Raw genomic sequence first — 22,836 nt, 5'->3', positions numbered from 1 at the left:
CAACATAGCGGCAATGCCTGCCCCTGATACGGTGCCAAAGAGGATTTCATGACCAAAAAAGTCACCAAGGCCGTCCTTCCCATTGCCGGGCTCGGAACGCGTTTTCTGCCGGCGACGAAGTCGATGCCCAAGGAGATGATGACGCTCGTCGACCGCCCGCTGATCCAGTACGCCATGGACGAAGCCCGCGACGCCGGGATCACCGACTTCATCTTCGTGACCGCGCGCGGCAAGAGCTCGCTCGTCGACTACTTCGACAAGTCGCCCGAACTCGAGGAATCGCTTAAGCGCAAGGGCAAGGACGATCTGCTCGAAGAGCTCGGGCGGACCGACATGCCCTCGGGCGCGATCTCGACCATCCGCCAGCAGAAGGCGATGGGCCTCGGCCACGCGGTCTGGTGTGCGCGTCGTCTAATCGACTCGGACGAGTGCTTCGCCGTGATCCTGCCGGACGATGTCATCAAGTCCGACGTGCCTTGCCTGAAGCAGATGGTCGATGCCCATGCCGAGACGGGTGGCTGCATGGTCGCGGCGATGGAAGTCGCGCGTGAGGAAACGTCGAAATACGGCATCCTCGATGTGGAGGACGGCGGCTGCAAGACGGTGCGCGTGAAGGGCATGGTCGAAAAGCCTGACCCGTCCGAGACGCCGTCGAACCTGGCGGTGATCGGCCGCTACATTCTGACGCCCGAGGTGCTGTCGGTGCTCGACAACCAGGATGCCGGCAAGGGCGGAGAGATCCAGCTGACCGACGCGATCGCCAAGCAGATCGACAGCGAGCGTGGCGTGCACGGGCTGAAGTTTGACGGGCAGCGGTTCGACTGTGGCTCCAAGGCCGGGTTCCTTCAGGCTACGGTGGCCTTCGGTCTCAGCCGCCCCGATCTGCGCGACGATCTCGCCAGCTTCATCAAGTCCCTCGGTCCGAACGAGTTGGGCTGACTTGCCCCGGCGGTTCGAGATCGGCGCCCCGCCGCGTCCGATCTTGCCGCCGGATCCCTCCGCCGCTTACCGGCTGCGCTGGAAGCGGCGGCGCCTGCTGTTCCGCGCGCTACGCACGCGGCGGCAGCTTTCGCCGGTGGTTGATCGCACCGCGCGCATCCGCCCCGGTCAAATCCTCTTGTTCCTTTGCGTGCGAAATGAGGCGGCCCGGCTGCCCTTCTTCCTCGCGCACCATCGCGCGCTCGGGGTCGATCACATCCTGGCCGTGGACAACGCCTCAACCGATGGCACGAGCGAACTGCTGGCCGAGGCGCCCGATGTCTCGCTCTGGCGGACCGGCCATTCGTACCGGATGTCCCGGTTCGGGCTGGACTGGGTGACGTGGCTGATGATCCGCCACGGGCACGGCCACTGGTGCCTCACGCTCGATGCCGACGAGATCCTCGTCTATCCCCACTGGCGCACCCGGCCGCTGCGAGCGTTGACCGAGTGGCTGGATGACAGCGGACAGCCCATGATGGGCACGCTGATGGTGGACCTGTATCCCAAGGGCTCCCTGAAGGGGGCGCGGCACGTTCCCGGCTCTGATCCGACAGACGTGCTGAGCCTGTTCGACGCCGGAAACTACACGATCCGGCGGCAGGAGCCGCTGGGAAACCTCTGGGTGCAGGGCGGTCCCCGCGCGCGCGCCTTCTTCGCGCCCGAGCCGCGCCGCGCCCCGACGCTCCAGAAGGTTCCGCTGGTCCGGTGGGACCGCCGCTATGTCTACGCGAACTCGACCCATGCCGCCTTGCCGCGCCGCCTGAACGACATCTATGGCGAAGGTGAACGGATCACCGGCGCGCTTCTTCACACCAAGTTCCTGGACGAGGTGGTCGCGAAATCGGCAGAAGAGCTGAAGCGACGCGAGCATTTCGCGAATGCCGCACTCTACGAGAATTATTACAAGGCACTGATAGACAACCCGACGCTCGCATGCTCCTTTTCGACGGCGTATCGGGGCTGGCGACACCTCGAGGCGCTTGGCCTGATCTCGCGCGGAGGGTGGGCCTGAGCCGGCGCGCCGGTAGGACGAAGGTGGAGCGGGCGATTGGCGATCGGCAAACGGATCCGGCTCGGGCTGAGACGGCGGCGATGGTATATCCGCGCCATCCGCAAGCGCCGCGAGCTGCGCCCCGTTCGCCTGCGCAAGGACAGGATCGGCGCCGCGACCAATGTCGTCATCACGGTCGCCCGAAACGAGCACATCCGCCTGCCATATTTCCTGCGCTACTACCGCAATCTCGGGATTGAGCATTTCCTGTTCATCGACAACGGCAGCGATGACGGCAGCGCGGCCTATCTGTCCGAGCAAGCCGACTGCTCGGTCTGGTCCACCACGGCGAGCTACCGCAGGTCGCGCTACGGACTGGACTGGGTGAACTGGCTGGCGCGGCGCTACTGCCTCGGGCGCTGGGTGCTTCACGTGGACGTGGACGAATTCTTCGTCTTTCCGTTCTGCGATACCCGGCCGATCCGCGCGCTGACAGACTGGCTGGACGGGTCGGGCATCCGCTCCTTCGGCACCATGCTGATCGACATGTATCCCAAGGGACCGCTGGCCGCGGCGACTTACGAGGCCGGGCAGAATCCTTTCGACGTGGCCGGATGGTTCGACAGCGGCAACTACACGATCAAGCGAAACTGGGATTACCAGTCGCTGTGGATTCAGGGCGGGCCGCGGGCGCGGGTTTTTTTTGCCGACAAGCCCAAGCGGGCGCCGGCGTTGAACAAGGTGCCGCTGGTCAGATGGCAGCGCGGCACGGTCTTTGCCTCGTCCACCCACAACGTGCTGCCGCGGGGCCTTAACCTCGTCTTCGATGATGTCGGCGGCGAAAAGGCGTGCGGTGTCCTCCTGCACGCCAAGTTCCTCAACACCTTGACTGCGCGATCGCGGGAAGAAGTGGCGCGGGCCGAGCATTACGGCGGTGCCCGCGAGTATCGCGCCTATGCTGACGGGCTGGAGGACGGCTCCGGACTGTGGTGCAACTGGTCGGAGCGGTACATCAACTGGCGCCAGCTAGAAATCCTGGGCCTGATGTCCAAGGGGAATTGGGCGTGAGCATCGGTTTCGTCATGCTCTGCCACGAGGCGCTGGACCGGGCTGCCCAAGTCGCCCGCCACTGGTCGCAACGCGGCTGCCCCATCGTGATCCACGTGGATGCACGCGTTCCGCAGCGGGACTTCGATGCGTTCCGCGGCGCGCTGAGCGATTGTCCCAACATCCTGTTCTCGGAGCGCTTCCGCTGCGAGTGGGGTCGCTTTTCGCTGGTGCGGGCGACCCAGGCTGCCGCCGAGTTGATGCTCGCTAGCTTTGTCGAAGCCCATCACATCTACCTCGCCTCTGGCACCTGCCTGCCGCTTCGCCCGGTCGAAGAGCTTGTCGGGTACCTCGACGAGCGCGCCGGGACGGACTTCATCGAAAGCGCCACGACCGAGGACGTGCCCTGGACCAAGGGGGGGCTGGATCACGAGCGGTTCACGTTGCGCTTCCCCTTCTCGTGGAAGCGGCAGAGGCGCCTTTTCGACCGCTATGTGCGGCTGCAACGGCGGCTGAAGGTCCGTCGCCGCATCCCCGAGGGGCTGACGCCTCACATGGGCTCGCAATGGTGGTGCCTGACGCGCGAGACGCTGTCCGCGATCCTCTACCATCCCCGCCGCGCCGAGTTCGATCGTTACTTCAAGCGGGTCTGGATTCCGGATGAGAGCTACTTCCAGACTCTCGTCCGGCTCGTTTCGGACCGGGTGGAAAGTCGGTCGCTGACGCTGTCCAAGTTCGACTTTCAGGGTAAGCCACACGTGTTCTACGACGACCACCTGCGGCTTCTGCGACGGTCCGATTGCTTCGTCGCGCGCAAGATCTGGCCTCAGGCCGAGCGGCTCTACACCGCGTTCCTGTCGGGCGAGCATGACGCGGCCAATCGTGCCGAGCCCAACCCCGGCAAGATCGACCGCATCTTCTCGAAGGCGATCGAGCGGCGCACCGTGGGTCGCCCGGGCCTCTACATGACGGGCCGCTTCCCCCGGAAGAACCACGACAACGGGCTGACCGCTGCCCGCTACGCCGTGTTTGAGGGCTTTGGCGACCTGTTCATCGACTTTCCCGCGTGGCTGCGCCGAACCACCGGATTGCGCTCCCACGGGCATCTCTATGCGCCTGATCGGGCCGAGTTCACCGACGGGTTGAGCGTGTATTCGGGCGCCCTGTCGGATGATGCGCGGCTGCGGGACTACAATCCCGAGATGTTCCTGACGAACCTTATCTGGAACACGCGGGGCGAAAGGCAGGCGTTCCTGTTCGGCCCGCGCGACACCCAGGCAGCCGGCTGGTTCATTCCGCGCGACCCGAACGCGGACGTCTTCTGCGTCACCGGGGCGTGGGCCGTGCCGCTGTTCGTTTCGAAGAGACCCTTTGCCGAGGTTCGTGCCAAGGCCGCGCGACTGCAGAAGATCGAGAGCGCCCATCTCGCCATCCTGCGCGATCCCGCCACGCGGGCTCGCGTGCGCATCTGGACAATGGCCGACCTTGTCGAGAACCCGGCAGAGCCGTTGCAGACGGTCATCGAAGAAGCCTCTGTCCGCACCGCCGAAACGGTCGCCGAGATTCCCCGGATGGTCGACCTGACGGGCTTCGGTGCCTTCTTGCAAAGGCTGCGGAACGCCGGGATGCACCCCTATCTCATCGGCGACTTTCCCGGCGATGTGCGTAACAAAGACGCCGCCAAGCCCGATGTCACCCGCTAGGACCGCCCCATGACCGCCCGTTTCACGCGCTTCATCCTCCTGGCCGAGATGCGCACCGGATCGAACTTCCTCGAAGAAAACCTGAACGAGATCGCGGGCGTGCGCTGCTGGGGCGAGGCGTTCAACCCCGTGTTCGTTGGGCATGCCGGCAAGGTTGAGATGGCCGGCGTTACGCAGGCCGAGCGCGAGAGTGATCCTGGCCGACTGCTTGATGCGATGGCGGCGCAGACAGAGGGGCTGTCGGGCTTCCGCTTCTTTCACGACCATGACGCGCGGGTGCTGGACCGTCTGCTGCCGGAGCCCAGCTGCGCAAAGATCGTGCTGACGCGCAATCCGCTCGAGTCTTACGTCAGCCTCAAGATCGCGCGCGCGACGAACCAGTGGCGGCTGAACGACATGACGGGCGCCAGAAAGGCGAAGATCCGTTTCGATTCGGTAGAATTCGCGGCACATGTCGATGCCCTGCGCGCATTCCAGCTCCGCGTGATGCACATCCTTCAGACCACGGGGCAGACGGCGTTCTACATCGCCTATGAGGATCTCGGGGACCTTGCGGTGCTCAACGGCTTGGCGGCGTGGCTTGGCGTCGAGGGGCGGCTCGACAAGCTCTCCGACCGGACCAAGGTTCAGAATCCCGGCGCCCTGTCGGAGAAGGTCGAGAACTACGACGAGATGTTCGCTGCGCTGGGGCCGACCGACGTGTTCGATCTGGGTCGCACCCCAATTTTCGAGCCGCGCCGCGGGCCGGCGGTTCCGTCCTACGTCGCCGCCACGAAGGCACCCCTGCTATTCATGCCCGTGGCCGGAGGGCCGCGTGCCTCGGTCGAGGCGTGGCTGGCGGAAATCGACGGGGTCGGCCCCGAGGATCTGGGGCGCGAGATGACGCAGAAGGACCTGCGCAAATGGAAGCGGCAGCATCCGGGACATCGCAGCTTCACCGTGCTCCGGCACCCCGTCCCGCGGCTCTACCACACCTTCTGCCGTCACATCCTGATGCCGGGACCCGGCTGCTCTCATGAGATCCGCGAGACCTTGCGCCGCATCTATGCCCTGCCGATCCCGGAGGGCGCGCCGGGGCCGAGTTACAACGAGGATAGCCACAAAGTCGCCTTCCTTGCCTTCGCGGCGTTCGCGAAGGGCAATCTCGGCGGGCAAACCAGCCTTCGCGTTGATCCGAGCTGGGCCAGCCAAAGCTCGTTGTTACAGGGAATGGTGGACTTCGCGCTGCCGGACCTGGTCCTGCGCGAAGATGAGGCGGCCGACCGGCTCGCTGAACTTGCCCAGTCCCGCAACCTTCGGTCGCCAAGCTTTTCGGTCGAACCTGACCCCCAGCCAATGCCTCTGTCCGCGATCTACGATGCCGAGGTCGAGGCCGCGGTGAAGGCGGCTTACCAGCGGGATTACATGATGTTTGGCTTCAGCCCCTGGGGCTGAGCCCGCTCAGGCGGCGGTGGTGGTGCGGCGCTGGGTCAGGACGGTATGGATCGTCGCCGCATCCCCGTTCGCCCGCAGAAGCGCGCAGAGGTCGGGATCACGCAGGGTGCGCGAGACGGCGGCGAGCGCCTTGAGGTGGTCGACCCCGGCATCCTCGGGTGCGAACAGCCCGAAGATCAGGTCCACGGGCTGTCGATCCGCCGCGCCGAAATCCAGCGGGCGCTCAAGCTTCAGGAACACGCCGCGCACGCGGTCGATGGAATCGATCCGCGCATGGGGCAAGGCGACGCCCTGTCCCACGGCGGTCGGGCCGAGGCTCTCACGCTCCATCAGGGCGTCGGACACGCTTTCAGGGCACAGGTTATAGACCTGCTCGGCCACGTCCGACAGCGTGTTGAACAGCCGCTTCTTGCTGGACATTCCGGGAATGACCCGAATGGCCTCCGGTGAGAGGAGATCGGACGAAATCATGCAATACCCTGAAAATCCCTGGTGGCGATACGCGCCGCCTTAGCCTGCCGTATTGGGGTCGATCCATCCGACGTTCCCGTCTTCGCGACGGTAGACGACGTTAACCCCGCTCCCTTGCTTTTCGTTCCGGAAGACCAGAACCGGTGCCCCGTGCAACTCCATCTGCATCACGGCCTCGCCAACGGACAGCGTCGGGATCCGCGTTTCCATCTCGGCCACGATGACCGGTTGCAGCGTGTCGGGCTCGGCGTCCTCCTCGCTTTCCGACGAGGCGAGGATATACGAGGAGGCTTCGAAAAGTTCAACGGGCGTCGTCCGCTCTTTGTTGTGGTTCTTCAGCCGTCGCTTGTAGCGGCGCAGCTGCTTCTCCATTTTGGCGACCGCGGCGTCGCAGGCACCGTAGATGTCGTGGTTGGTTGCTCGGGCCTGTACGGTCATGCCGCTCGACAGGTGAAGGACGGTTTCGCAGCAATAGCCGGAACCGTCGCGCGAGAACACGCACAGCGCATCGGTCGGCCGGCTGGAGTACTTCTCCACCACGGCGTCGATCTCGGACTGGACGTGGGCCTGCAGGGCCTCGCCAATGTCGATCTGCTTACCGCTCACCTGATAGCGCATCTGTCTTCCTTTCCTGAAAGCAGCGGGTCCGCCTGAACCGGCGCATGGTCCGGGCACAGGACGAGGCCGCGCCAGATCCGAGTCCGCGGGGACACATGAACAAGCGTTCCAAGCCATTGAAGTATGGAGGGAATAGCGAAAAATGCGGGTGTCGTATGGCCGCGTCTCATGCCTCCATTTGGCGCGCAAAGGCGGCCGCCTGTCAAGAACCTGCGGCGGATTGATCAGCTCAGGGTGAAACTGTCGCCAAGGTAGACGCGCCGCACGTTCTCGTCCGCGACAACCTCTTCGCTGGTCCCGCTCATGAGCACGCCGCCGTCGTGCAGGATGTAGGCGCGATCCACGATCGACAGCGTCTCGCGCACGTTGTGATCGGTGATCAGCACACCGATTCCGCGCTCGGTCAGGCTTGCCACCAGCATCCGAATGTCACCCACGGCAATCGGATCGACGCCGGCAAAAGGCTCGTCCAGCAGCAGGTACCTTGGATTCGCGGCAAGGCAGCGCGCGATCTCGACCCGCCGCCGTTCGCCCCCCGACAGTGCGAGGGACGGGGTGCTGCGCAGGTGGGTGATCGAAAACTCCTGCAAGAGCGCCTCGAGCCGATCGCGCCGCGCGTGGCGGTCCTTCTCGACCAGCTCGAGAATCGCGAGGATGTTTCCCTCGACCGTCAGACCTCGGAAGATCGACATCTCCTGCGGGAGGTAGCCGATCCCCATGCGGGCGCGGCGATACATCGGCAGCGTGGTGACCTCGCGACCGTCGATCAGGACCGTGCCGCCGTCGGGCGTGACGAGCCCCGCGATCCCGTAAAAGCACGTCGTCTTGCCCGACCCGTTCGGCCCGAGCAGCGCGACGACCTCGCCGCGGGCCAGCCGCATCGAGACGTCGCGGATCACCGGCCGCTTGCGATAGCTCTTCTGGAGGTGCTCGACGACGAGTCCCTCTTGCGGCGCCGCCTCCAGCATCACTCGCCAGTCTGGAAGATGGTGCGGACGCGCCCTTCGACCCGCCCCGTCCCCGTATCCATGTCGATGGTCATGCGCTCGCCCGCGATGGCACTCTCGCCCTGGGTCACGAGCACGTCCCCGACCATGAGGATGGTGCCGTCGATCACTTCGTAATCGGCTTCCTCGGCCTCGGCGGCCTCTTCGCTGGTGACGAGCGTGACGCCGCCGGTGGCGTAGAGACGCCGAATTCGGCGATCCTCGCCCGTGGTGTAGAAGACCTCGACCCGCTCGCCCGTCAACGACAACTCGCCTTGGGTGGCGGTTACCTCGCCGGTGAAGACGGCAGTGCCGGCCTCCTGGTCCACATCGAGCTGGTTCGACACGACCTCGATGGGCTCGCCGCTATTCTGCTGAAACCCGCCGAAATTGATCATCGAATCCTGCGCCGAAGCGGCGCCCGCGACGAGGATGAGCGCGAGGATGAGGCGTAACAATGGTCAGTTCCCTTCAGGCGGCTTGGTCTCATATACCACGTGAACGCCTTCGGTGAAGGTCACGACGGGCGAACCATCCCGTTGTTCGATCCGCATCCCCCCGGCTTCCAGCGCAAGACCCGGCCCCGACCCGCTGACGGGCCCAGGCGAAACAATGTCCTTGCTGCTCCCATCTATGTCGAGCGCGTCCGTCCGCAGCCGGTAGCCCTGCGCGTCGTTGACGATCACGTCGCCCTCGACCCGCATGTCGCCCGACGATCCAGTCAGGACGCCGGTGTCACCCTGAAGCGAAACCTCGGCGCCGCCGGGGCTGGTCCAGACACCGAGCAGGCGGTCGGCCTGCGCATCCTCGCCATCTGGGCGGGCCTCGTCGGCCGTGAAGCTGACGGACGCCCCGTCGTCGCCGATGCCGGAATAGCTGGGATTTGCCACGCGCCCCTCGGTCAGCAGCCGGTCGAGTTCGGCCGGGTCCGCAAATTCGAGTTTCGTGCCGCCGCCCCGCCGGTCGGCCACAAGAAACAGCGTGGACAGGATCGCAAGCGCCGCCAGCGGCAGGAGCACCTTCAGCCGCGCCACCCAGCGCGAGTGGCGGTTGTCGAAATGGCGTTTGGGTTTCGTGCGGCGCTGCATGGAGAGCGATGTAACCGTCCGGGGCGCCGGCGCGAAGATCAATGCGCAAAAATGTCGATTTCGGGCCAGCCGCCCAGATCAAGCCGCGCCCGCGTGGGCAGGAACGCAAAGGCAGCCTCTGCCAGGCCGGTGCGCCCTTCGCGGACGAGCCGCGCATCAAGCGCCTCGCGCAGCCGGTGCAGGTACAGAACGTCCGAGGCGGCATAGGCGATCTGTGCCTCCGACAGCTCTGCCGCACCCCAGTCGGACTGCTGCTGGAATTTGGAAATGTCGACGCCAAGCATCTCGGTCAGCAGCTGCTTGAGTCCGTGCCGATCGGTATAGGTCCGCACCAGCTTCGAGGCGATCTTGGTGCAATAGACCGGCTGCGCAAGCGCTCCGAACGCGTGATACATCGCGGCGATGTCGAACCGGCCGAAATGGAACAGCTTGAGGACGTTCGGGTCCGTCAGCATCCGTTCGAGGTTCGGCGCCCGCGTCTGGCCCCGCGCCACCTGGATCAGATGAGCGTCGCCATCCCCGCCCGACAGCTGCACGACGCAGAGCCGGTCGCGGTGGGGGTTCAGACCCATCGTCTCGCAGTCGATTGCCACGCTCGATCCCAGGTCCAGCCCGTCGGGAAGATCGCCCTGATACACGTAGTTCGTCATGCAAGTTCACTAGACCGCGAGGCGGGTGCGGGCAACGGCTGCCATAGCGCTACTTTCGGGAGATATTGCTGCCCGACCATTTCCGTTTGAGGATCCCGGTGATAGGCACCACTATCCGCGGAGCCGTTAGCCGAGAGAGGTCCATGTCGCTCGTCCTGATCGTCCTCACCCCGCTTCTGGGAGCGTTGCTTCCGGGTCTGATGGTTCGCACCGGCCGGCAGACCTGCGCTCTTGTGACCCTCGGCGTCACGCTGACGGCGCTGATCGGCCTGATCTCACAGGCCCCGGCGGTGATCGCCGGCGAAACGGTGAGCCAGCAGATCCTCTGGATGCCCGATCTGGGCCTGAACCTCAGCCTGATGCTGGACGGGCTGGGCCTGTTCTTTGCCTCGCTGATCCTGGGGATCGGACTGCTGGTCATCATCTACGGCCGCTTCTATCTCGCGCGCGAGGACAACATGGGCGAGTTCTTCGCCTACCTCCTGCTGTTCCAAGCCGCGATGGTCGGGATCGTCCTGTCCGACAACATCCTGCTTCTGCTCGTCTTCTGGGAGATGACGTCGCTGTCGTCCTTCCTGCTGATCGGCTACTGGAAGCACCTGCCCGACGGGCGGCAGGGTGCGCGCATGGCGCTGACCGTCACCGGCATGGGCGGCCTCGCCATGATCGGCGGAATGCTGCTTCTGGGCCGCATCGTCGGCAGCTACGACTTGAGCGTGATCCTCGAGAACCGCGAGGCGATCCAGGCGTCGCCGCTCTATCTGCCTGCGCTTGTGCTGATCTGCCTCGGCTGTTTCACCAAATCCGCGCAGTTCCCGTTCCACTTCTGGCTGCCGCACGCGATGGCCGCGCCGACGCCGGTGTCGGCGTATCTCCATTCGGCCACGATGGTGAAGGCCGGCATCTTCCTTCTGGCGCGGCTCTGGCCGGTCCTGTCGGGCACCGAAGCCTACTTCTTCCTCGTCGCCGGTGCGGGTCTTCTGACGATGGTGATCGGGGCGGTAACGGCGCTGTTCAAGGACGACCTGAAGGCTCTGCTGGCCTTCTCGACGATCTCGCACCTTGGGTTGATCGTGTTCCTTCTGGGCACCGGCACTGATTTCGGTGCGCTGGCGGCGGTGTTCCACATCCTGAACCACGCGATTTTCAAGGCCGCGCTATTCATGACCGCGGGCATCGTGGATCACGAGGCGCATACCCGCGACATCAAGCGGTTGGGCGGATTGGCGCGCCTGATGCCGGTGACCTTCGCCATCGCCACGATCGCGGGTCTGGCCATGGCAGGCGTTCCGCTCTTCAACGGCTTTCTGTCGAAGGAGATGTTTCTCAAAGAGGCCGCGCATACCGAGTTCTTCGGTCCGCACCTGCTGGTGCCGGTCCTGGCAACCGTGGGCGCGCTGTTCTCGGCCGCCTACTCGTTCCGCTATATCGGCCACACGTTCCTCGGGCGGGTGCGCGACGACTATCCGGCCAAGCCCCACGATCCGGGCTTCGGCATGTGGGGCCCGCCGGCGCTGTTGTGCGTGCTGGTTCTCGGGATCGGCATCCTGCCTAGACTGGCCGAGCCGGTGGTTTTCTTCGTCACCCGCGCCGTCATGGGCGCGGAGGGACAGATCCCCGAGGGCTACCACCTGGCGATCTGGCACGGTGTTTCGCCGGCGCTTTGGATGTCGGTGATCGCGATCCTGGGAGGCCTGGCGCTGCTGCTGCTCTACCGCGCCGCCGCATGGGTCTGGGCGGCCCTGCACGTGCCGCGGGCCAAGTCGATCTTCGACGGGATCATGGCGGGCGCCGTGGCATCAGCGCGGTGGCTGACGAACGGCCTGCATGACGGCGCGTTCACCCGCTATGCAGGCGTGTTCGTGGCGGCCGTCCTGGCGCTGGGCGTGCACGGCTGGGTCACGGGCGACGCCCCCCCGCTGTCGCGCGAGGGGCTGCCGATGAACTGGCTCGCGGCCGCGGGTTGGGCAATGCTGGTCGCCGCCGCGCTGGCGCTGGCGGTGCTGCATCGCAACCGGCTGTTCGCGCTGGTCCTTCTGGGTATCGTCGGCCTGATCGTTTCGTTGGGCTTCGTCGGGTTCTCGGCCCCGGACCTCGCGATGACGCAGATCTCGGTCGAGGTCGTGACCATCATTCTCTTGCTTTTGGCGCTGAACTTCCTGCCAAACGAAACTCCGAAAGAGACCGGCGGCGTGAAGCGGGCGAAGGACGTCGTGCTGGCGGCGCTTGGTGGCCTCGCCACCACAGGGCTGACGTGGCAGATGCTGCGGTCGGATTTCGTGGCGCCGCCGATCTCGAACTACCACCTGGAAAACAGCTATGCCGGTGGCGGCGGCACGAATGTCGTCAACGTGATCCTGGTGGACTTCCGCGGCTTCGACACCTTCGGCGAGATCATTGTGCTCGGCATCGCGGCGCTGGTGATCTTCGCCCTGACCGAGGCGCTGCTGGCCGGGCCGGTGCGCGCGAAACTGCTGAAGCGGCGGCCGGACAAGGACCTGGCGGGCGACCAGCACCCTCTCATGATGGTGGTGCTGACGCGGGTCATCATGCCGGTCGTGCTGCTGGTGGCGGTCTACATCTTCCTGCGGGGCCACAACCTTCCGGGCGGCGGCTTCATCGCCGGCCTCATCGCCGCGATCGCGCTGGTGATGCAATACATGGCCAGCGGGTTCTACTGGGCCGAGGCGCGCCAGCGGTTCCCCTATCACGGGATCATCGGTGCGGGCGTTCTGGTGGCGGGGCTGACCGGCATCGGGGCGTGGTTCACGGGCTTTCCGTTCCTGACCTCGTCCTTCACCTATATCACCATCCCGCCACTCGAGGAGTTCGAGATCGCAAGCGCCATGGCCTTTGACCTCGGCGTCTTCCTCGCGGTGGTCGGCGCGGTCATGCTGTCGCTGGAAAGCTTTGCGCGGATGGCGCGGCGGACCGAACAGAGAGAGATCGAGCACCCCATGGACATCGACCCCTCGCGCGAGGAGGACCACGCCTGATGGAGCTTCTCGTCGCGACTTCGATCGGCGTTTTGACCAGCGTCGGGATATACCTCGTGCTGCGCTTCCGCACCTTCCCCGTGATCGTGGGCATGTCGCTTCTGACCTATGCAGTGAACGTGTTCCTGTTCGCCAGCGGCCGGCTTGCCCTCAACCGACCCCCGATCCTGCGCGACGGGGTGGAGCTTTACACCGACCCGCTGCCGCAGGCATTGGTGCTGACCGCCATCGTGATCTCGTTCGGGATGACGGCGGTCGTCGTGGTCTTTGCGCTCGGCGCCTATCTGGGCCTCGGCAATGACAAGGTGAATGACGACGACGTCGAGTTCGACGTGGCCCGCGAGCGGGAGGAGCGCGGCGCATGACTCACTGGATTATTCTGCCCGTCGTGCTGCCCGCCCTGCTGGCTGCAGCGATGATCCTGGTCGCCCGCTTCCACCCAGAGGTCGAGCGGACCCTGTCGCTTGCAGGGCTGGCGGCTCTGCTTGGCATAGCCGCCGGGCTGGCGTGGCAGGCATCCGACGGGACGGTCACGATCTATCAGCTGGGCGCGTGGCAGGCGCCCTTCGGCATCGTCCTCGTTGCAGATCGCCTGTCGACCTACATGGTTCTGCTGCTGGCGATCCTGTCGCTCCTGGTGATGCTGCACGCCATCGGCTCGGGCTGGGACAAGCGAGGGAGGCACTTCCACCCGCTCTTCCAGTTCCAGATCATGGGCATCGCGGGCGCTTTCCTGACCGGCGACGTCTTCAACCTGTTCGTCTTCTTCGAGGTTCTGCTGATCGCGTCCTACGGGCTGATCGTCCATTCGGGCGGCGCCCGGCGCGTGCGAGCGGGGACGCAATACGTCCTCTACAACCTGCTTGGTTCGACGCTGTTCCTGTTCGCCCTCGGCACGCTTTACGCCGAAACCGGAACGCTGAACATGGCGGACCTCGCGGGGCGGGTCGCGATGATCGATCCCGGTGCTTCGGCGTCGATTCGTGTCGCGGCGGTTCTTCTGCTGCTTGTGTTCGCCGTGAAGGCCGCGCTCCTGCCGCTGCATTTCTGGCTGCCCGCGGCGTATTCCAATGCGCCGGGTCCGGTCGCGGCGTTGTTTGCGATCATGACCAAGGTGGGCGCCTATGCCATCATCCGCATCTACACGCTCGTCTTTCCGCCCCAGCTCGAGGTGACGGCCGGCCTTCACGAGGTGTGGTTGCTACCGCTTGCGCTGATCTCGCTCGCTATCGGGATGATCGGTGTACTGGCGGCGCGCAGCCTTGATCGGCTGGTGGCTTTTGCCGTGATCGGCTCGATGGGAATGGTAATGACGGCAATCGGGCTGATGAACGAGGCGGGCCTGACGGCCGCGCTTTACTACATCGCCCATTCCACCTTTGCGACGGCGGCGCTGTTCCTTCTGGTGGACATCGTCGCAGAACGCCGTGGCGCCGGCGCGCGGATCGAGGGCGCGGCGCCGATGGTCGGGGGGCCGCTTCTGGGCGGCATGTTCTTTGCCGCGGCGATCGCCATGGCAGGCCTGCCGCCGCTGTCGGGGTTCCTCGGCAAGTTGTTGATCCTTGATGCGGCGTTCGACAGCCCGCTGATGGCCTGGGTCTGGGCGGTGGTTCTGGCCGCGTCCCTCGTGGCGGTGGTGGGCTTTGCCCGCGCCGGGTCCACGGTGTTCTGGAAGCCGCAACAGCTGGCGCATGACATGGACGATCTTCCGTCCGAAGAGCACATCTCGGCCGCGGATCGCGTCGGTCGCGGGCACAAGGCGCCGGCGCTGCCGCTGGTGGCGGCTGGCGGCTTTGTCGGATTGCTGATCGCTCAGACCGTGTTCGCGGGACCGATGACCGCCTACTTGCGTGCGACAGTGGATCAACTGATGCAGCCCGACGCCTACATCTCGCAGGTGCTCGACACGCCGGGCAAGGAGATCACCCACGGCAATTACGAAGAGGACGCCACCTACGAAAACGAGGCTGGTGCCGATGACGAGGGGGCGCACTGATGCGGAGACTTGGGAAACGACTGCTGCCGCATCCGGTGCTGTCGCTCATCCTCGTTGTGGTGTGGTGCCTCCTGGTCAATGCGCTGAGCCTTGGCACCGTTGTCCTGGCGGTGATCCTGGGCATCGTGATCCCGATCGCCACGGCGCCCTACTGGCCCGATCGGCCGGCGACGCCGAAGATGTTCAAGCTGACGCTTTATGTTGTGATGGTGATCTGGGACATCGCCGTGGCCTGTGTCCAGGTCGCCTTCATCGTCCTGGTGCGCAGCAATGACCGCATGCGCCCGGCTTGGCTCGTCATCCCGCTGGAGTTGAGGACGCCCGAGGCGATCACGATGCTGGCGGGCACGATCACGCTGACGCCGGGCACCGTCTCGACCGACTTGTCGGATGACGGCCATTACCTTCTGGTGCACGCGCTCGACAGCGCCGATCCCGCGGCAGATGTTCAGGCGATCAAGGACCGCTACGAGCGCCGGTTGATGGAGATCTTCGAATGAGTTCCCTTTCCTCGATGACCGATCTGGCGCTGATCGTCGCCTTCGCCGCCGTCGGGCTTTCGCAGATCATGGCGATGGTCCGCCTGGTGATGGGACCCTGCGTCGGAGACCGTATCCTGGCCATCGACACGATGGCGATCAACGGCATCGCGCTGATCGTCCTCTTGGGCATGGCCGGGCACACGCAGATGTATTTCGAAGGCGCGCTGCTCTTCGCGATGCTCGGCTTCGTGTCGACCGTGGCCTATGCGCGCTTCGTGCTGAGGGGGGATATCATAGAATGATCTGGGACATCCTGATGATCGCCGCCCTGCTCTCTGGAGCGTTCTTTTCGCTGGTCGGTTCGGTTGGGCTTCTGAAACTCGACACGCCGATGAAGCGGCTGCACGCGCCGACCAAGGCATCGACGCTGGGGGTCGGCTCGCTGCTGCTGGCGTCGATTATCCAAGGGTTCTCGCAGGGCACCGGGTCGCTGCACGAGGTGCTGATCATGGCCTTCGTCTTCGTGACGGCGCCGATCTCGGCCAACTTCATCTCGAAGGTGAACATGCACCACGAGAACATCGACCCCACGCCTCCGCCGCCGGGCGGCCGCACCTGGGGCACGTTCGACACAAGCGAGGCGGACGAGGGCGACCCGGGCCAGCACGGCTAGATCAGGCGGTCGATCTCTTCTCGGGTCGGCATGGACGGCGCGGCTCCTGCGCGCGTGACGGACAGGCCGGCCGTGGCGCTGGCGACCCGCAGCGCCCGCTCGATCGACTGACCCGCGGCCAAGGCGGTGACGAGACCGCCGTTGAAGGCGTCGCCGGCGCCTGTCGTCTCGACCACCGGGCCCGAAGTCAGGGCCGGGATGTGCAGCACGGTGTCTCCGTCGTGATACAGGGCGCCGAGCTCGCCCAACGTGACGATGACCGCTCCTGCGCCCCGCGCTCGCAATGCTCTTGCGGCAGCTTCGGCGTCTGCCGGACCGGTCACGGACAGGCCGGTCAGCAGCGCGGCCTCACTCTCGTTCGGAGTGACGAGATCGCACAGGGCCAGCATCTCGTCGGAAAGATCGGCGGCGGGGGCGGGGTTGAGAACAGTGCGGACGCCCGCGGCGCGCGCAATTTCAAGGCCTCGTCGCGCCGCGTCCAGAGGCTGTTCCAACTGGGTGACAAAGACCTTCGCGCCGCGGATCGTCGGACCCCAACGATCAAGGTCCGCAGGCGTGATCGTTCCCGCGGCCCCCGGATTCACTATGATCGCGTTGTCGCCGTTTTGCGCATCCACGAAGATGAAGGCGGCCCCAGTGGGATCATCGGTCTCGTCCCCCGCAAAGGCGACCCCGGCCTCGTCCCATGTGCGGCGGGCAAGAGCACCGAACGTGTCGCGCCCGATCTTGCTGAGGAACGCGACGTCGCCCCCCGCCCGAGCAGCCGCGACCGCCTGATTCGATCCCTTGCCGCCGGGGTTCAGCGCGAAGCCCTCGCCAAGCACTGTCTCCCCGATGCGGGGCAGGCGGCTGGCGCGATAGGCAGTATCGGCGGCGAAAATGCCGAGGATGGCGATGTCGGCCATGGTGTCTCCTGCTGGAACGGGCCGCGCCATTCTGCCCGTTCCCGTCACCCTTGTAAAAGGCCTGCGTCAATCAGGCCGGAGCGCGCAGGGAGCGGTGAGCCAACGCCAGCTTCTTTCGCACGCCCGGGGTCAGCACGAAGGGGTAGAGGTCCGGAAGATCGACGGCCCGGTTCACGTGGTTCACCGCGATCGAGATCTGCACGGCGCGATTCAGCACGTCCTCGGTGTCGGTCTGGGCATAGGCGTCGTAGCCTTGGGTTTTGACGCCCGGCAGGCTCAGCGCCACCGCCGTCGCGCTGTCCAGCACGTCCACGAGATGCAGCAGGTGGGCGACGGTCTCGGCCCAGTCCTCGTGCGGGTGCATGGTCGCGTAGTCCGATATGTAGCTGTCGTCGGCCGTTCTGGGATTGTCGTAGTGCCTCTTCAGCGCCTCGCCGTAATCCGTGCGTTCGTCGCCGAAGAGGGCGCGGAATTCGGCGACGAAGCGGTCGTCCTTCGACAGGCGCAAGTGCAGGAAGTGAGCCATCTCATGGCGCATGTGGCCCAGCATGGTGCGGTAAAGCTCGCCCAGCTCGGCCCGACGCTCCACGCGCACGGCCTCGTCGCTTTCGGTGACGTTGATCGTGATGGTGCCATTCGCATGCCCCATCGTCACGTTTATCTCGCCGGTCGACGTCTGCTCGGAGAGGAGCTTGAACACGGGGCGATCGCCCTTGTCGATGGCGCCGAACCAGCCCCAGCGGCCGAGGTTCGCCAGCATCCACCGCTTGGCATATTCTGTCGTGCGCCAGTGGCCGAGGTTCTCGGGCGCGCCGAGATCGGGGACGGTGCGCGTCATTGCGCAGGATCGGCACAAGACCGCTTCGGCCACCCAGTTGCAGCCGATCCTGTCGCGGTTGGCGCAGGTGTCCCGGGCGATGCCCATGCTCTGGGTCTCGGGGTCGAACGCGACTTCCTGACCGCAGGCGCACCGGGTGTTGTGGAAATAGACTGGCCGGTCGCAGACAGGGCAGCGGAAGACTTGCAAAGGCGTAACTCCAACGGGTGACAGGCGATCAACAGTTCCGCGCGGGGGTTCGGTTCCACCGGCGCGCCTGCGGTCAGTTACCGAAGATGCTGAGCACGTCGTTGATGATCTGCTCGGCGACGTTGGCAGGGCGGTTCGGCTGCTGGCTTTGCGGGGCCGGGCCGATCAGGCGGTCGCCCTCCGACCGGACAACCTCGCCCTGGCCCTCGTATTGCGGGGCGGGCACGGGGTCGGCCTGCGAGAGGGCCTGTGGCTCCGGCTGGGACGGCACGCGCATCGGCAGCTGCTGGATCGGCAGGCCGTCATGGACCCGCACCATCGTCTCGCGCCAGATGTCGGCGGGCAGGCCGCCGCCCGTCACGCCGGTGAGCGGTGTGTTGTCGTCGTAGCCCATCCAGACGCCAACCACGTAGTCGGCGGTGAAGCCAAGGAACCACGCATCGCGCGCCGCCTGCGTGGTGCCGGTCTTGCCGGCCGCGGGGCGCGCGCTCAGGCTGGCGCGTGAGCCGGTGCCGCCGTCGACGACCTTGTTCATCATGTAGACGAGCTCTTCGGCCGCCTCTTGGCTGATGACGCGCTCGCCCAAGCCACCCTCCTGGCCCAGAAGGACCTCGTTTTCGCCCTGAAGGCGCAGGTCACGGATACCGTAGGGCTCGACCGAGGTGCCGCCGTTCAGGATGCCGGCATAGGCGCCGGTCATCTCGATCAGCGTGGATTCCGACACCCCGAGCGCAAGCGACGGCCCCGTCGCGAGATCGCTGTCGATCCCGAAATCGGCTGCCACGCGGCGTACGTTCTCGCGGCCCACGGCCTCGCTGATCTTCACCGCCGGGATGTTGAGCGAGTTCTGCAGCGCTTGCGTCAGCGTCACCGGGCCGCGATACCTCCGGTCGTAGTTTTCTGGCGACCAGCTGCCCGAGCCGGGAATATTCATCGTCAGCGGCTCGTCCGTGACCGTGTCGTTCGGGCTGTACCCAAGGTCGAGCGCGGTGGCGTAGACGAACGGCTTGAAAGCCGACCCGGTCTGCCGCTTGGCCATGATGGCGCGGTTGAACTGTCCGGCCACGCCCTGGAATTTGCGCCCACCGACCATGCCGCGTACCGCGCCGTCCGAGGACATGACGACGATCGCGGCCTGCGCCTTGGAATCCGGGCTGACTTTTGTCTCGAACACGTAGCTCAGCGCATCTTCGGCCGCCGTCTGGATGCGGGGGTCGAAGGTGGTGCGCATGATGACGTCTTCGGTCGTCTTGCGCGACAGGAAGTCGGGTGCGGCACTCATCACCCAGTCGGCGAAGTACCCGCCGGCGCGCGCCTCGGCCGCCGCGGAAAGCTCGGCAGGATTGTCGCGGGCGAACTGCGCCTCTGCAGCGGTCAGGTAGCCCTGCTGCTCCATCAGGTTGATGACGGTATCCGCGCGGTTCTGGCTGCGCTCCAGGTTGTTGGTCGGGGCGTAGCGGGTCGGCGCGACCAGAAGGCCCGCCAGCATGGCGGCCTCGGCCGGATCAACCTCGTTCGCGGACTTGCCGAAATAGCGCTGGGCGGCGGCTTCGAAGCCACGTGATCCGGCGCCGAGAAAGGCGCGGTTCATGTAGATCGTGAGGATCTCTTCCTTGGAGTACTTGGCCTCCATCGCCAGCGCGTAGACGCCTTCCTTGATCTTGCGCCACAGCGTCGTTTCGCGGCAGTCGGCCTCATAGGCGGTCTCGTTCTCCCACACGTCGGGATCGTAGGGGCTCCCCAGGCAGAGAAGCTTGGCCGTCTGCTGCGTGATGGTCGAGCCGCCGTGCCCGGAAAGCGGTCCACGCCCTTCCTGCAGGTTGATCTTCACCGCCGAGGCGATGCCGACAGGATCGACGCCCGGGTGCAGGTAGAAGCGCCGGTCCTCGGTCGCCACAATAGCATTGTGCAGATAGGGCGAAACGGTCTTCGCCGTGATCTGTCCACCGAACTGCTCGCCGCGCCAGGCGAAGATCTCGCCGTAGCGGTCCAGAAGCGTGACCGACCCCTGCGAGCGGCCGTCCAGGATCGCTTCGGGTGGGGGCAGCGTGGTGTAGACATATCCCACGGCCAGGCCGAGGATCAGCAGCATCACCAATGCACCGCGCCATGCCAGCCGGAACGCCAGCCGCATGACCGTGCGGAACGGCCACAAAAGCCAGCCGACAAGGCCGTTCGGGGATTTGCGCCTGCGGATCGAGGCAGCTGTCGTCTTCTTCGGCTTGGCCGTTTTGCGGCTCTTGGTCTTCTGTCTTGTCGCCGATCGCTTGGGCGCGGAAAGCGGGGTTCGTGCCATGGCCATCGGCCCCTTGGTGTTCGTTCTGCTCTGCAGCAGACATATCGAATTGCGGCACGACAGAGAAGGCGGGTCGCGCGTTTGTCAGATTCTTGCGTGCCTCATAATTCAGCAATGATACGGGATCGCGCATAAATTGTGCAATCGGGGAGTTTTTGGCCCCGCCCCGGGAACCGCGAAACTTGTGAACATACCCGCGGTCGCGTTCCTCGAGCCAAGGCCAGCTGTGCGAGCGGCCCTGAAAAGACGCGACAAGGGGTGACAGGAACGTGAAACTCATCATCGCAGCGATCAAGCCGTTCAAGCTCGAGGAGGTGCGCGAGGCGCTCACGTCCATCGGAGTGCGCGGCATGATGGTGACCGAGATCAAGGGCTTCGGCTCTCAGTCGGGACATACCGAGATCTACCGCGGCGCAGAATATGCCGTGAACTTCGTGCCCAAGATCAAGCTCGAGATCGTGGTGACCTCCGACATGGCCGAGCAGGTCGTCGAGACCATCGTGAAGACCGCCAAGACCGACAAGATCGGCGACGGCAAGGTGTTCGTCCTCGACGTGGCAAGCGCGACGCGCGTGCGCACGGGCGAAACCGACGCAGACGCCATCTGAAGCCAGAAGCCGAAGGACATCGCAAAAAAGATGACACGTATGAACCGCATTCTCACCACGGCTGCCCTGGCGATCCTGCCGGTCGCCGCCGTCGCGCAGGAGGCCGCCGAAGCGGTCGAGGCGGCGCCGACCTTCGATCAGGTCGGCCCCTACATCATGACCACGCTGCTGTTCCTGATCGGCGGCTTCCTGGTCTTCTGGATGGCGGCCGGTTTCGCCATGCTCGAGGCTGGCCTCGTCCGGTCCAAGAACGTCACCATGCAGTTGATGAAGAACATCGCGCTGTTTGCGATCGCCGCGGTGATGTACTGGCTGGTCGGCTACTCGATCATGTATCCGGGCGATGCCTGGATCATCCCGGGCTACTTCGGCTCGTTCGGCACTGCACAACTCGAAGCCGTGGGCCTTGTAGCCGCGGATGCCGATCTGGGCTATGCCTCGGTCGCGTCGGATTTCTTCTTCCAGCTGATGTTCTGTGCCACCACCGCGTCGATCGTGTCCGGCACCTTGGCCGAACGTATCAAGCTGTGGCCGTTCCTGTTCTTCGTCGTCGTCCTGACCGGCTTTATCTACCCTATCGAGGCGTCCTGGCAGTGGGGCGGCGGCTGGCTGTCCGAAATGGGCTTCTCGGACTTCGCCGGCTCGACCCTGGTCCATGCCGCCGGTGGTTTCGCCGCGCTGGCCGGTGCAATCGTCCTTGGCCCGCGGATCGGCAAGTACCGTGACGGCCGCACCAACCCGATGCCGGGCTCGAACCTGGGCTTCGCCACGCTGGGCACATTCATCCTGTGGCTGGGCTGGTTCGGGTTCAACGGAGGCTCGCAACTTGCCGCAGGCACCGTGGGCGACATCACCGATGTGGGCCGCATCTTCGCCAACACGAACACCGCCGCCGCCGGTGGTGCGCTTGCCGCGCTGATCCTGACGCAGGTGATGTACAAGAAGCCGGACCTGACCATGGTGCTGAACGGTGCGCTGGCGGGCCTGGTGTCGATCACCGCCGAGCCGCTGATGCCCACGCTGGGCGGCGCGACCCTGATCGGCGCCATCGGCGGCATCATCGTGGTCTTCGCGGTCCCGATGCTCGACCGGATGCGGATCGATGACGTGGTCGGCGCCATTCCGGTGCACCTGTTGGCTGGCATCTGGGGCACGCTCGCGGTTCCGTTCTCGAACGGCGACACCAGCTTCGTCACGCAGTTCGTCGGTGTGGCCGCGGTCGGCATCTTCGTCTTCGTCGTCAGCCTGGTCATCTGGCTGATCCTGAAGGTGGCCGGTGGCATCAGGGTGTCCGAAGAGGCCGAGATCACAGGCCTCGACGTGGCCGAGCTTGGGATGGAGGCCTACCCCGAGTTCTCCAAGGCCTGAGAATTGCGGACCGGCGGCGGTTTCCTCCGCTTCCGCCGGATCGCAACAACGGAAGGCCCGGGCGCGCCGCTCGGGCCTTCTGCATTCCAGAGTGTCTGGATCAGGAAATGACCTTCTTGGGGCCGCCTGTCGCGAAATCGGTGCCGATATAGGGCTTCTTCGCCTGCTTCCATGCCGCGAATCCGCCCTCAAGATGCGCGATCGGATCATAGCCCGCTTCGGAGGCGATCCGTGCCATCTTCTCGGACCTGAGCCCCGATCCGCAATGCAGCACGACCCGTTTGCCATCTTGGGTGGGCAGCCGGTCGGCACGGAAGAAGGGCATCGGCATCAGAAGAGCGCCTTCGATATGCTCGAAGGCGTATTCCTGCGGGGAGCGGACGTCGATCACGACGATCTCGCCCTTCGTGAGGGCCTTTTCGACCTCGTCAGGGCTCCAGCGCTCGAAGGTGCCGGTCTCGATTTGTTCGGTATCCATGGGGTCTCCTTCCCGGGTGGTGCCGGGAAGGAGGGTAG

23 protein-coding genes are annotated in these 22,836 nt (G+C 65.3%); 13 read left to right on the top strand and 10 right to left on the bottom strand.

Translation table 11 applies throughout. The features are described from left to right. Positions 1–48 precede the first annotated feature (48 nt). The 5 genes from ACFDS3_RS02435 to ACFDS3_RS02415 are packed head-to-tail and all read left to right on the top strand — an operon-like array spanning position 49 to position 6,156. Positions 49–939: a UTP--glucose-1-phosphate uridylyltransferase gene (locus tag ACFDS3_RS02435; protein WP_375260752.1), complete on the top strand. Its 891-nt coding sequence runs from the start codon at positions 49–51 to the stop codon at positions 937–939. Position 940: 1 nt separating this feature from the next. Then, positions 941–1,993 carry a glycosyltransferase family 2 protein gene (locus tag ACFDS3_RS02430; protein ID WP_375260751.1) on the top strand — a complete coding sequence of 351 codons (1,053 nt, stop codon included), beginning with the start codon at positions 941–943 and terminating at the stop codon, positions 1,991–1,993. A 36-nt stretch (positions 1,994–2,029) separates the two neighbouring features. After that, positions 2,030–3,040, top strand: coding sequence for a glycosyltransferase family 2 protein (locus tag ACFDS3_RS02425; RefSeq protein WP_375260750.1), 1,011 nt, complete (start codon positions 2,030–2,032; stop codon positions 3,038–3,040). Beyond that, positions 3,037–4,722: a beta-1,6-N-acetylglucosaminyltransferase gene (locus ACFDS3_RS02420; protein WP_375260749.1), complete on the top strand. Its 1,686-nt coding sequence runs from the start codon at positions 3,037–3,039 to the stop codon at positions 4,720–4,722. The genes ACFDS3_RS02425 and ACFDS3_RS02420 overlap by 4 nt, the downstream gene beginning before the upstream one ends. A gap of 9 nt (positions 4,723–4,731) precedes the next feature. Next, positions 4,732–6,156, top strand: coding sequence for a nodulation protein NodH (locus ACFDS3_RS02415; RefSeq protein ID WP_375260748.1), 1,425 nt, complete (start codon positions 4,732–4,734; stop codon positions 6,154–6,156). A 6-nt stretch (positions 6,157–6,162) separates the two neighbouring features. On the opposite strand, the gene ACFDS3_RS02410 is transcribed toward ACFDS3_RS02415, so the two are convergent. The 6 genes from ACFDS3_RS02410 to ACFDS3_RS02385 all read right to left on the bottom strand — a co-directional run bounded on the left by ACFDS3_RS02410 (position 6,163) and on the right by ACFDS3_RS02385 (position 9,969). Then, a complete protein-coding gene (locus ACFDS3_RS02410; protein WP_375260747.1) occupies positions 6,163–6,627 on the bottom strand; it encodes a PTS sugar transporter subunit IIA in 465 nt (154 codons plus the stop codon). Positions 6,628–6,666: 39 nt separating this feature from the next. Beyond that, a complete protein-coding gene (gene hpf, locus ACFDS3_RS02405) occupies positions 6,667–7,245 on the bottom strand; it encodes a ribosome hibernation-promoting factor, HPF/YfiA family (protein WP_375260746.1) in 579 nt (192 codons plus the stop codon). Positions 7,246–7,469: 224 nt separating this feature from the next. Continuing rightward, entirely contained in the window at positions 7,470–8,213 is a 744-nt protein-coding gene (lptB, locus tag ACFDS3_RS02400; RefSeq protein WP_375260745.1) for an LPS export ABC transporter ATP-binding protein, read from the bottom strand. Then, positions 8,213–8,689: a lipopolysaccharide transport periplasmic protein LptA gene (lptA, locus tag ACFDS3_RS02395; protein ID WP_375260744.1), complete on the bottom strand. Its 477-nt coding sequence runs from the start codon at positions 8,687–8,689 to the stop codon at positions 8,213–8,215. Before lptA ends, lptB begins: the two co-directional genes overlap by 1 nt. A 3-nt stretch (positions 8,690–8,692) precedes the next feature. Beyond that, complete coding sequence (lptC, locus tag ACFDS3_RS02390; RefSeq protein WP_375260743.1) at positions 8,693–9,319, bottom strand: LPS export ABC transporter periplasmic protein LptC; 627 nt, start codon at positions 9,317–9,319, stop codon at positions 8,693–8,695. A gap of 38 nt (positions 9,320–9,357) precedes the next feature. Further along, a complete protein-coding gene (locus ACFDS3_RS02385; protein ID WP_375260742.1) occupies positions 9,358–9,969 on the bottom strand; it encodes a ribonuclease D in 612 nt (203 codons plus the stop codon). Positions 9,970–10,112: 143 nt separating this feature from the next. On the opposite strand from ACFDS3_RS02385, the gene ACFDS3_RS02380 reads away from it, so the two are divergent. Genes ACFDS3_RS02380 through ACFDS3_RS02355 form a run of 6 tightly spaced genes read left to right on the top strand, consistent with a single transcriptional unit; the run spans position 10,113 to position 16,116 of the window. Continuing rightward, positions 10,113–12,965 (top strand): monovalent cation/H+ antiporter subunit A, encoded by a 2,853-nt coding sequence (locus tag ACFDS3_RS02380; protein ID WP_375260741.1) that lies wholly within the window; start codon positions 10,113–10,115, stop codon positions 12,963–12,965. Further along, on the top strand, positions 12,965–13,330 hold the full coding sequence (locus tag ACFDS3_RS02375) for a Na+/H+ antiporter subunit C (RefSeq protein WP_375260740.1): 366 nt from the start codon (positions 12,965–12,967) through the stop codon (positions 13,328–13,330). Before ACFDS3_RS02380 ends, ACFDS3_RS02375 begins: the two co-directional genes overlap by 1 nt. Beyond that, entirely contained in the window at positions 13,327–14,961 is a 1,635-nt protein-coding gene (locus ACFDS3_RS02370) for a monovalent cation/H+ antiporter subunit D (RefSeq protein WP_375260739.1), read from the top strand. Before ACFDS3_RS02375 ends, ACFDS3_RS02370 begins: the two co-directional genes overlap by 4 nt. Then, positions 14,961–15,461, top strand: coding sequence for a Na+/H+ antiporter subunit E (locus tag ACFDS3_RS02365; RefSeq protein ID WP_375260738.1), 501 nt, complete (start codon positions 14,961–14,963; stop codon positions 15,459–15,461). The genes ACFDS3_RS02370 and ACFDS3_RS02365 overlap by 1 nt, the downstream gene beginning before the upstream one ends. Next, positions 15,458–15,745: a K+/H+ antiporter subunit F gene (locus ACFDS3_RS02360; RefSeq protein ID WP_375260737.1), complete on the top strand. Its 288-nt coding sequence runs from the start codon at positions 15,458–15,460 to the stop codon at positions 15,743–15,745. The genes ACFDS3_RS02365 and ACFDS3_RS02360 overlap by 4 nt, the downstream gene beginning before the upstream one ends. Further along, positions 15,742–16,116 (top strand): cation:proton antiporter, encoded by a 375-nt coding sequence (locus ACFDS3_RS02355; RefSeq protein ID WP_375260736.1) that lies wholly within the window; start codon positions 15,742–15,744, stop codon positions 16,114–16,116. Before ACFDS3_RS02360 ends, ACFDS3_RS02355 begins: the two co-directional genes overlap by 4 nt. Here the strand turns inward: ACFDS3_RS02355 and rbsK are convergent. The 3 genes from rbsK to ACFDS3_RS02340 form a co-directional block, all read right to left on the bottom strand. Next, positions 16,113–17,021 carry a ribokinase gene (gene rbsK / locus ACFDS3_RS02350; protein ID WP_375260735.1) on the bottom strand — a complete coding sequence of 303 codons (909 nt, stop codon included), beginning with the start codon at positions 17,019–17,021 and terminating at the stop codon, positions 16,113–16,115. The two genes, ACFDS3_RS02355 and rbsK, sit on opposite strands and share 4 nt — an antisense overlap. A 70-nt stretch (positions 17,022–17,091) precedes the next feature. Continuing rightward, complete coding sequence (locus tag ACFDS3_RS02345; RefSeq protein ID WP_375260734.1) at positions 17,092–18,048, bottom strand: putative zinc-binding metallopeptidase; 957 nt, start codon at positions 18,046–18,048, stop codon at positions 17,092–17,094. Between the two features lie 73 nt (positions 18,049–18,121). Further along, positions 18,122–20,344, bottom strand: coding sequence for a transglycosylase domain-containing protein (locus ACFDS3_RS02340; RefSeq protein ID WP_375260733.1), 2,223 nt, complete (start codon positions 20,342–20,344; stop codon positions 18,122–18,124). A 269-nt stretch (positions 20,345–20,613) separates the two neighbouring features. Here ACFDS3_RS02340 and ACFDS3_RS02335 point away from each other — a divergent pair, with 269 nt between their 5' ends. Continuing rightward, positions 20,614–20,952, top strand: coding sequence for a P-II family nitrogen regulator (locus ACFDS3_RS02335; RefSeq protein WP_375260732.1), 339 nt, complete (start codon positions 20,614–20,616; stop codon positions 20,950–20,952). Positions 20,953–20,991: 39 nt separating this feature from the next. Further along, on the top strand, positions 20,992–22,320 hold the full coding sequence (locus tag ACFDS3_RS02330) for an ammonium transporter (protein WP_375260731.1): 1,329 nt from the start codon (positions 20,992–20,994) through the stop codon (positions 22,318–22,320). Between the two features lie 100 nt (positions 22,321–22,420). Here the strand turns inward: ACFDS3_RS02330 and ACFDS3_RS02325 are convergent, their stop codons facing one another. Beyond that, positions 22,421–22,798, bottom strand: a complete 378-nt coding sequence (locus tag ACFDS3_RS02325; RefSeq protein WP_375260730.1) for a rhodanese-like domain-containing protein — start codon at positions 22,796–22,798, stop codon at positions 22,421–22,423. Positions 22,799–22,836 lie beyond the last annotated feature (38 nt).

It is taken from the genome of Palleronia sp., assembly GCF_042089775.1.
Lineage (GTDB): Bacteria > Pseudomonadota > Alphaproteobacteria > Rhodobacterales > Rhodobacteraceae > Palleronia.
Note: the sequence above shows the minus strand (reverse complement) of the source record. Positions and strands in the feature narration are given on the sequence as shown.

Coding starts and splice junctions, on each gene's coding strand:
- rbsK (WP_375260735.1), bottom strand. CDS start 17,021: ATGGCCGACATCGCCATCCTCGGCATTTTCGCCGCCGATACTGCCTAT.
- lptB (WP_375260745.1), bottom strand. CDS start 8,213: ATGCTGGAGGCGGCGCCGCAAGAGGGACTCGTCGTCGAGCACCTCCAG.
- ACFDS3_RS02360 (WP_375260737.1), top strand. CDS start 15,458: ATGAGTTCCCTTTCCTCGATGACCGATCTGGCGCTGATCGTCGCCTTC.
- ACFDS3_RS02330 (WP_375260731.1), top strand. CDS start 20,992: ATGAACCGCATTCTCACCACGGCTGCCCTGGCGATCCTGCCGGTCGCC.
- ACFDS3_RS02380 (WP_375260741.1), top strand. CDS start 10,113: ATGTCGCTCGTCCTGATCGTCCTCACCCCGCTTCTGGGAGCGTTGCTT.
- ACFDS3_RS02355 (WP_375260736.1), top strand. CDS start 15,742: ATGATCTGGGACATCCTGATGATCGCCGCCCTGCTCTCTGGAGCGTTC.
- lptC (WP_375260743.1), bottom strand. CDS start 9,319: ATGCAGCGCCGCACGAAACCCAAACGCCATTTCGACAACCGCCACTCG.
- hpf (WP_375260746.1), bottom strand. CDS start 7,245: ATGCGCTATCAGGTGAGCGGTAAGCAGATCGACATTGGCGAGGCCCTG.
- ACFDS3_RS02325 (WP_375260730.1), bottom strand. CDS start 22,798: ATGGATACCGAACAAATCGAGACCGGCACCTTCGAGCGCTGGAGCCCT.
- ACFDS3_RS02375 (WP_375260740.1), top strand. CDS start 12,965: ATGGAGCTTCTCGTCGCGACTTCGATCGGCGTTTTGACCAGCGTCGGG.
- ACFDS3_RS02370 (WP_375260739.1), top strand. CDS start 13,327: ATGACTCACTGGATTATTCTGCCCGTCGTGCTGCCCGCCCTGCTGGCT.
- ACFDS3_RS02340 (WP_375260733.1), bottom strand. CDS start 20,344: ATGGCACGAACCCCGCTTTCCGCGCCCAAGCGATCGGCGACAAGACAG.
- ACFDS3_RS02410 (WP_375260747.1), bottom strand. CDS start 6,627: ATGATTTCGTCCGATCTCCTCTCACCGGAGGCCATTCGGGTCATTCCC.
- ACFDS3_RS02415 (WP_375260748.1), top strand. CDS start 4,732: ATGACCGCCCGTTTCACGCGCTTCATCCTCCTGGCCGAGATGCGCACC.
- ACFDS3_RS02385 (WP_375260742.1), bottom strand. CDS start 9,969: ATGACGAACTACGTGTATCAGGGCGATCTTCCCGACGGGCTGGACCTG.
- ACFDS3_RS02365 (WP_375260738.1), top strand. CDS start 14,961: ATGCGGAGACTTGGGAAACGACTGCTGCCGCATCCGGTGCTGTCGCTC.
- ACFDS3_RS02435 (WP_375260752.1), top strand. CDS start 49: ATGACCAAAAAAGTCACCAAGGCCGTCCTTCCCATTGCCGGGCTCGGA.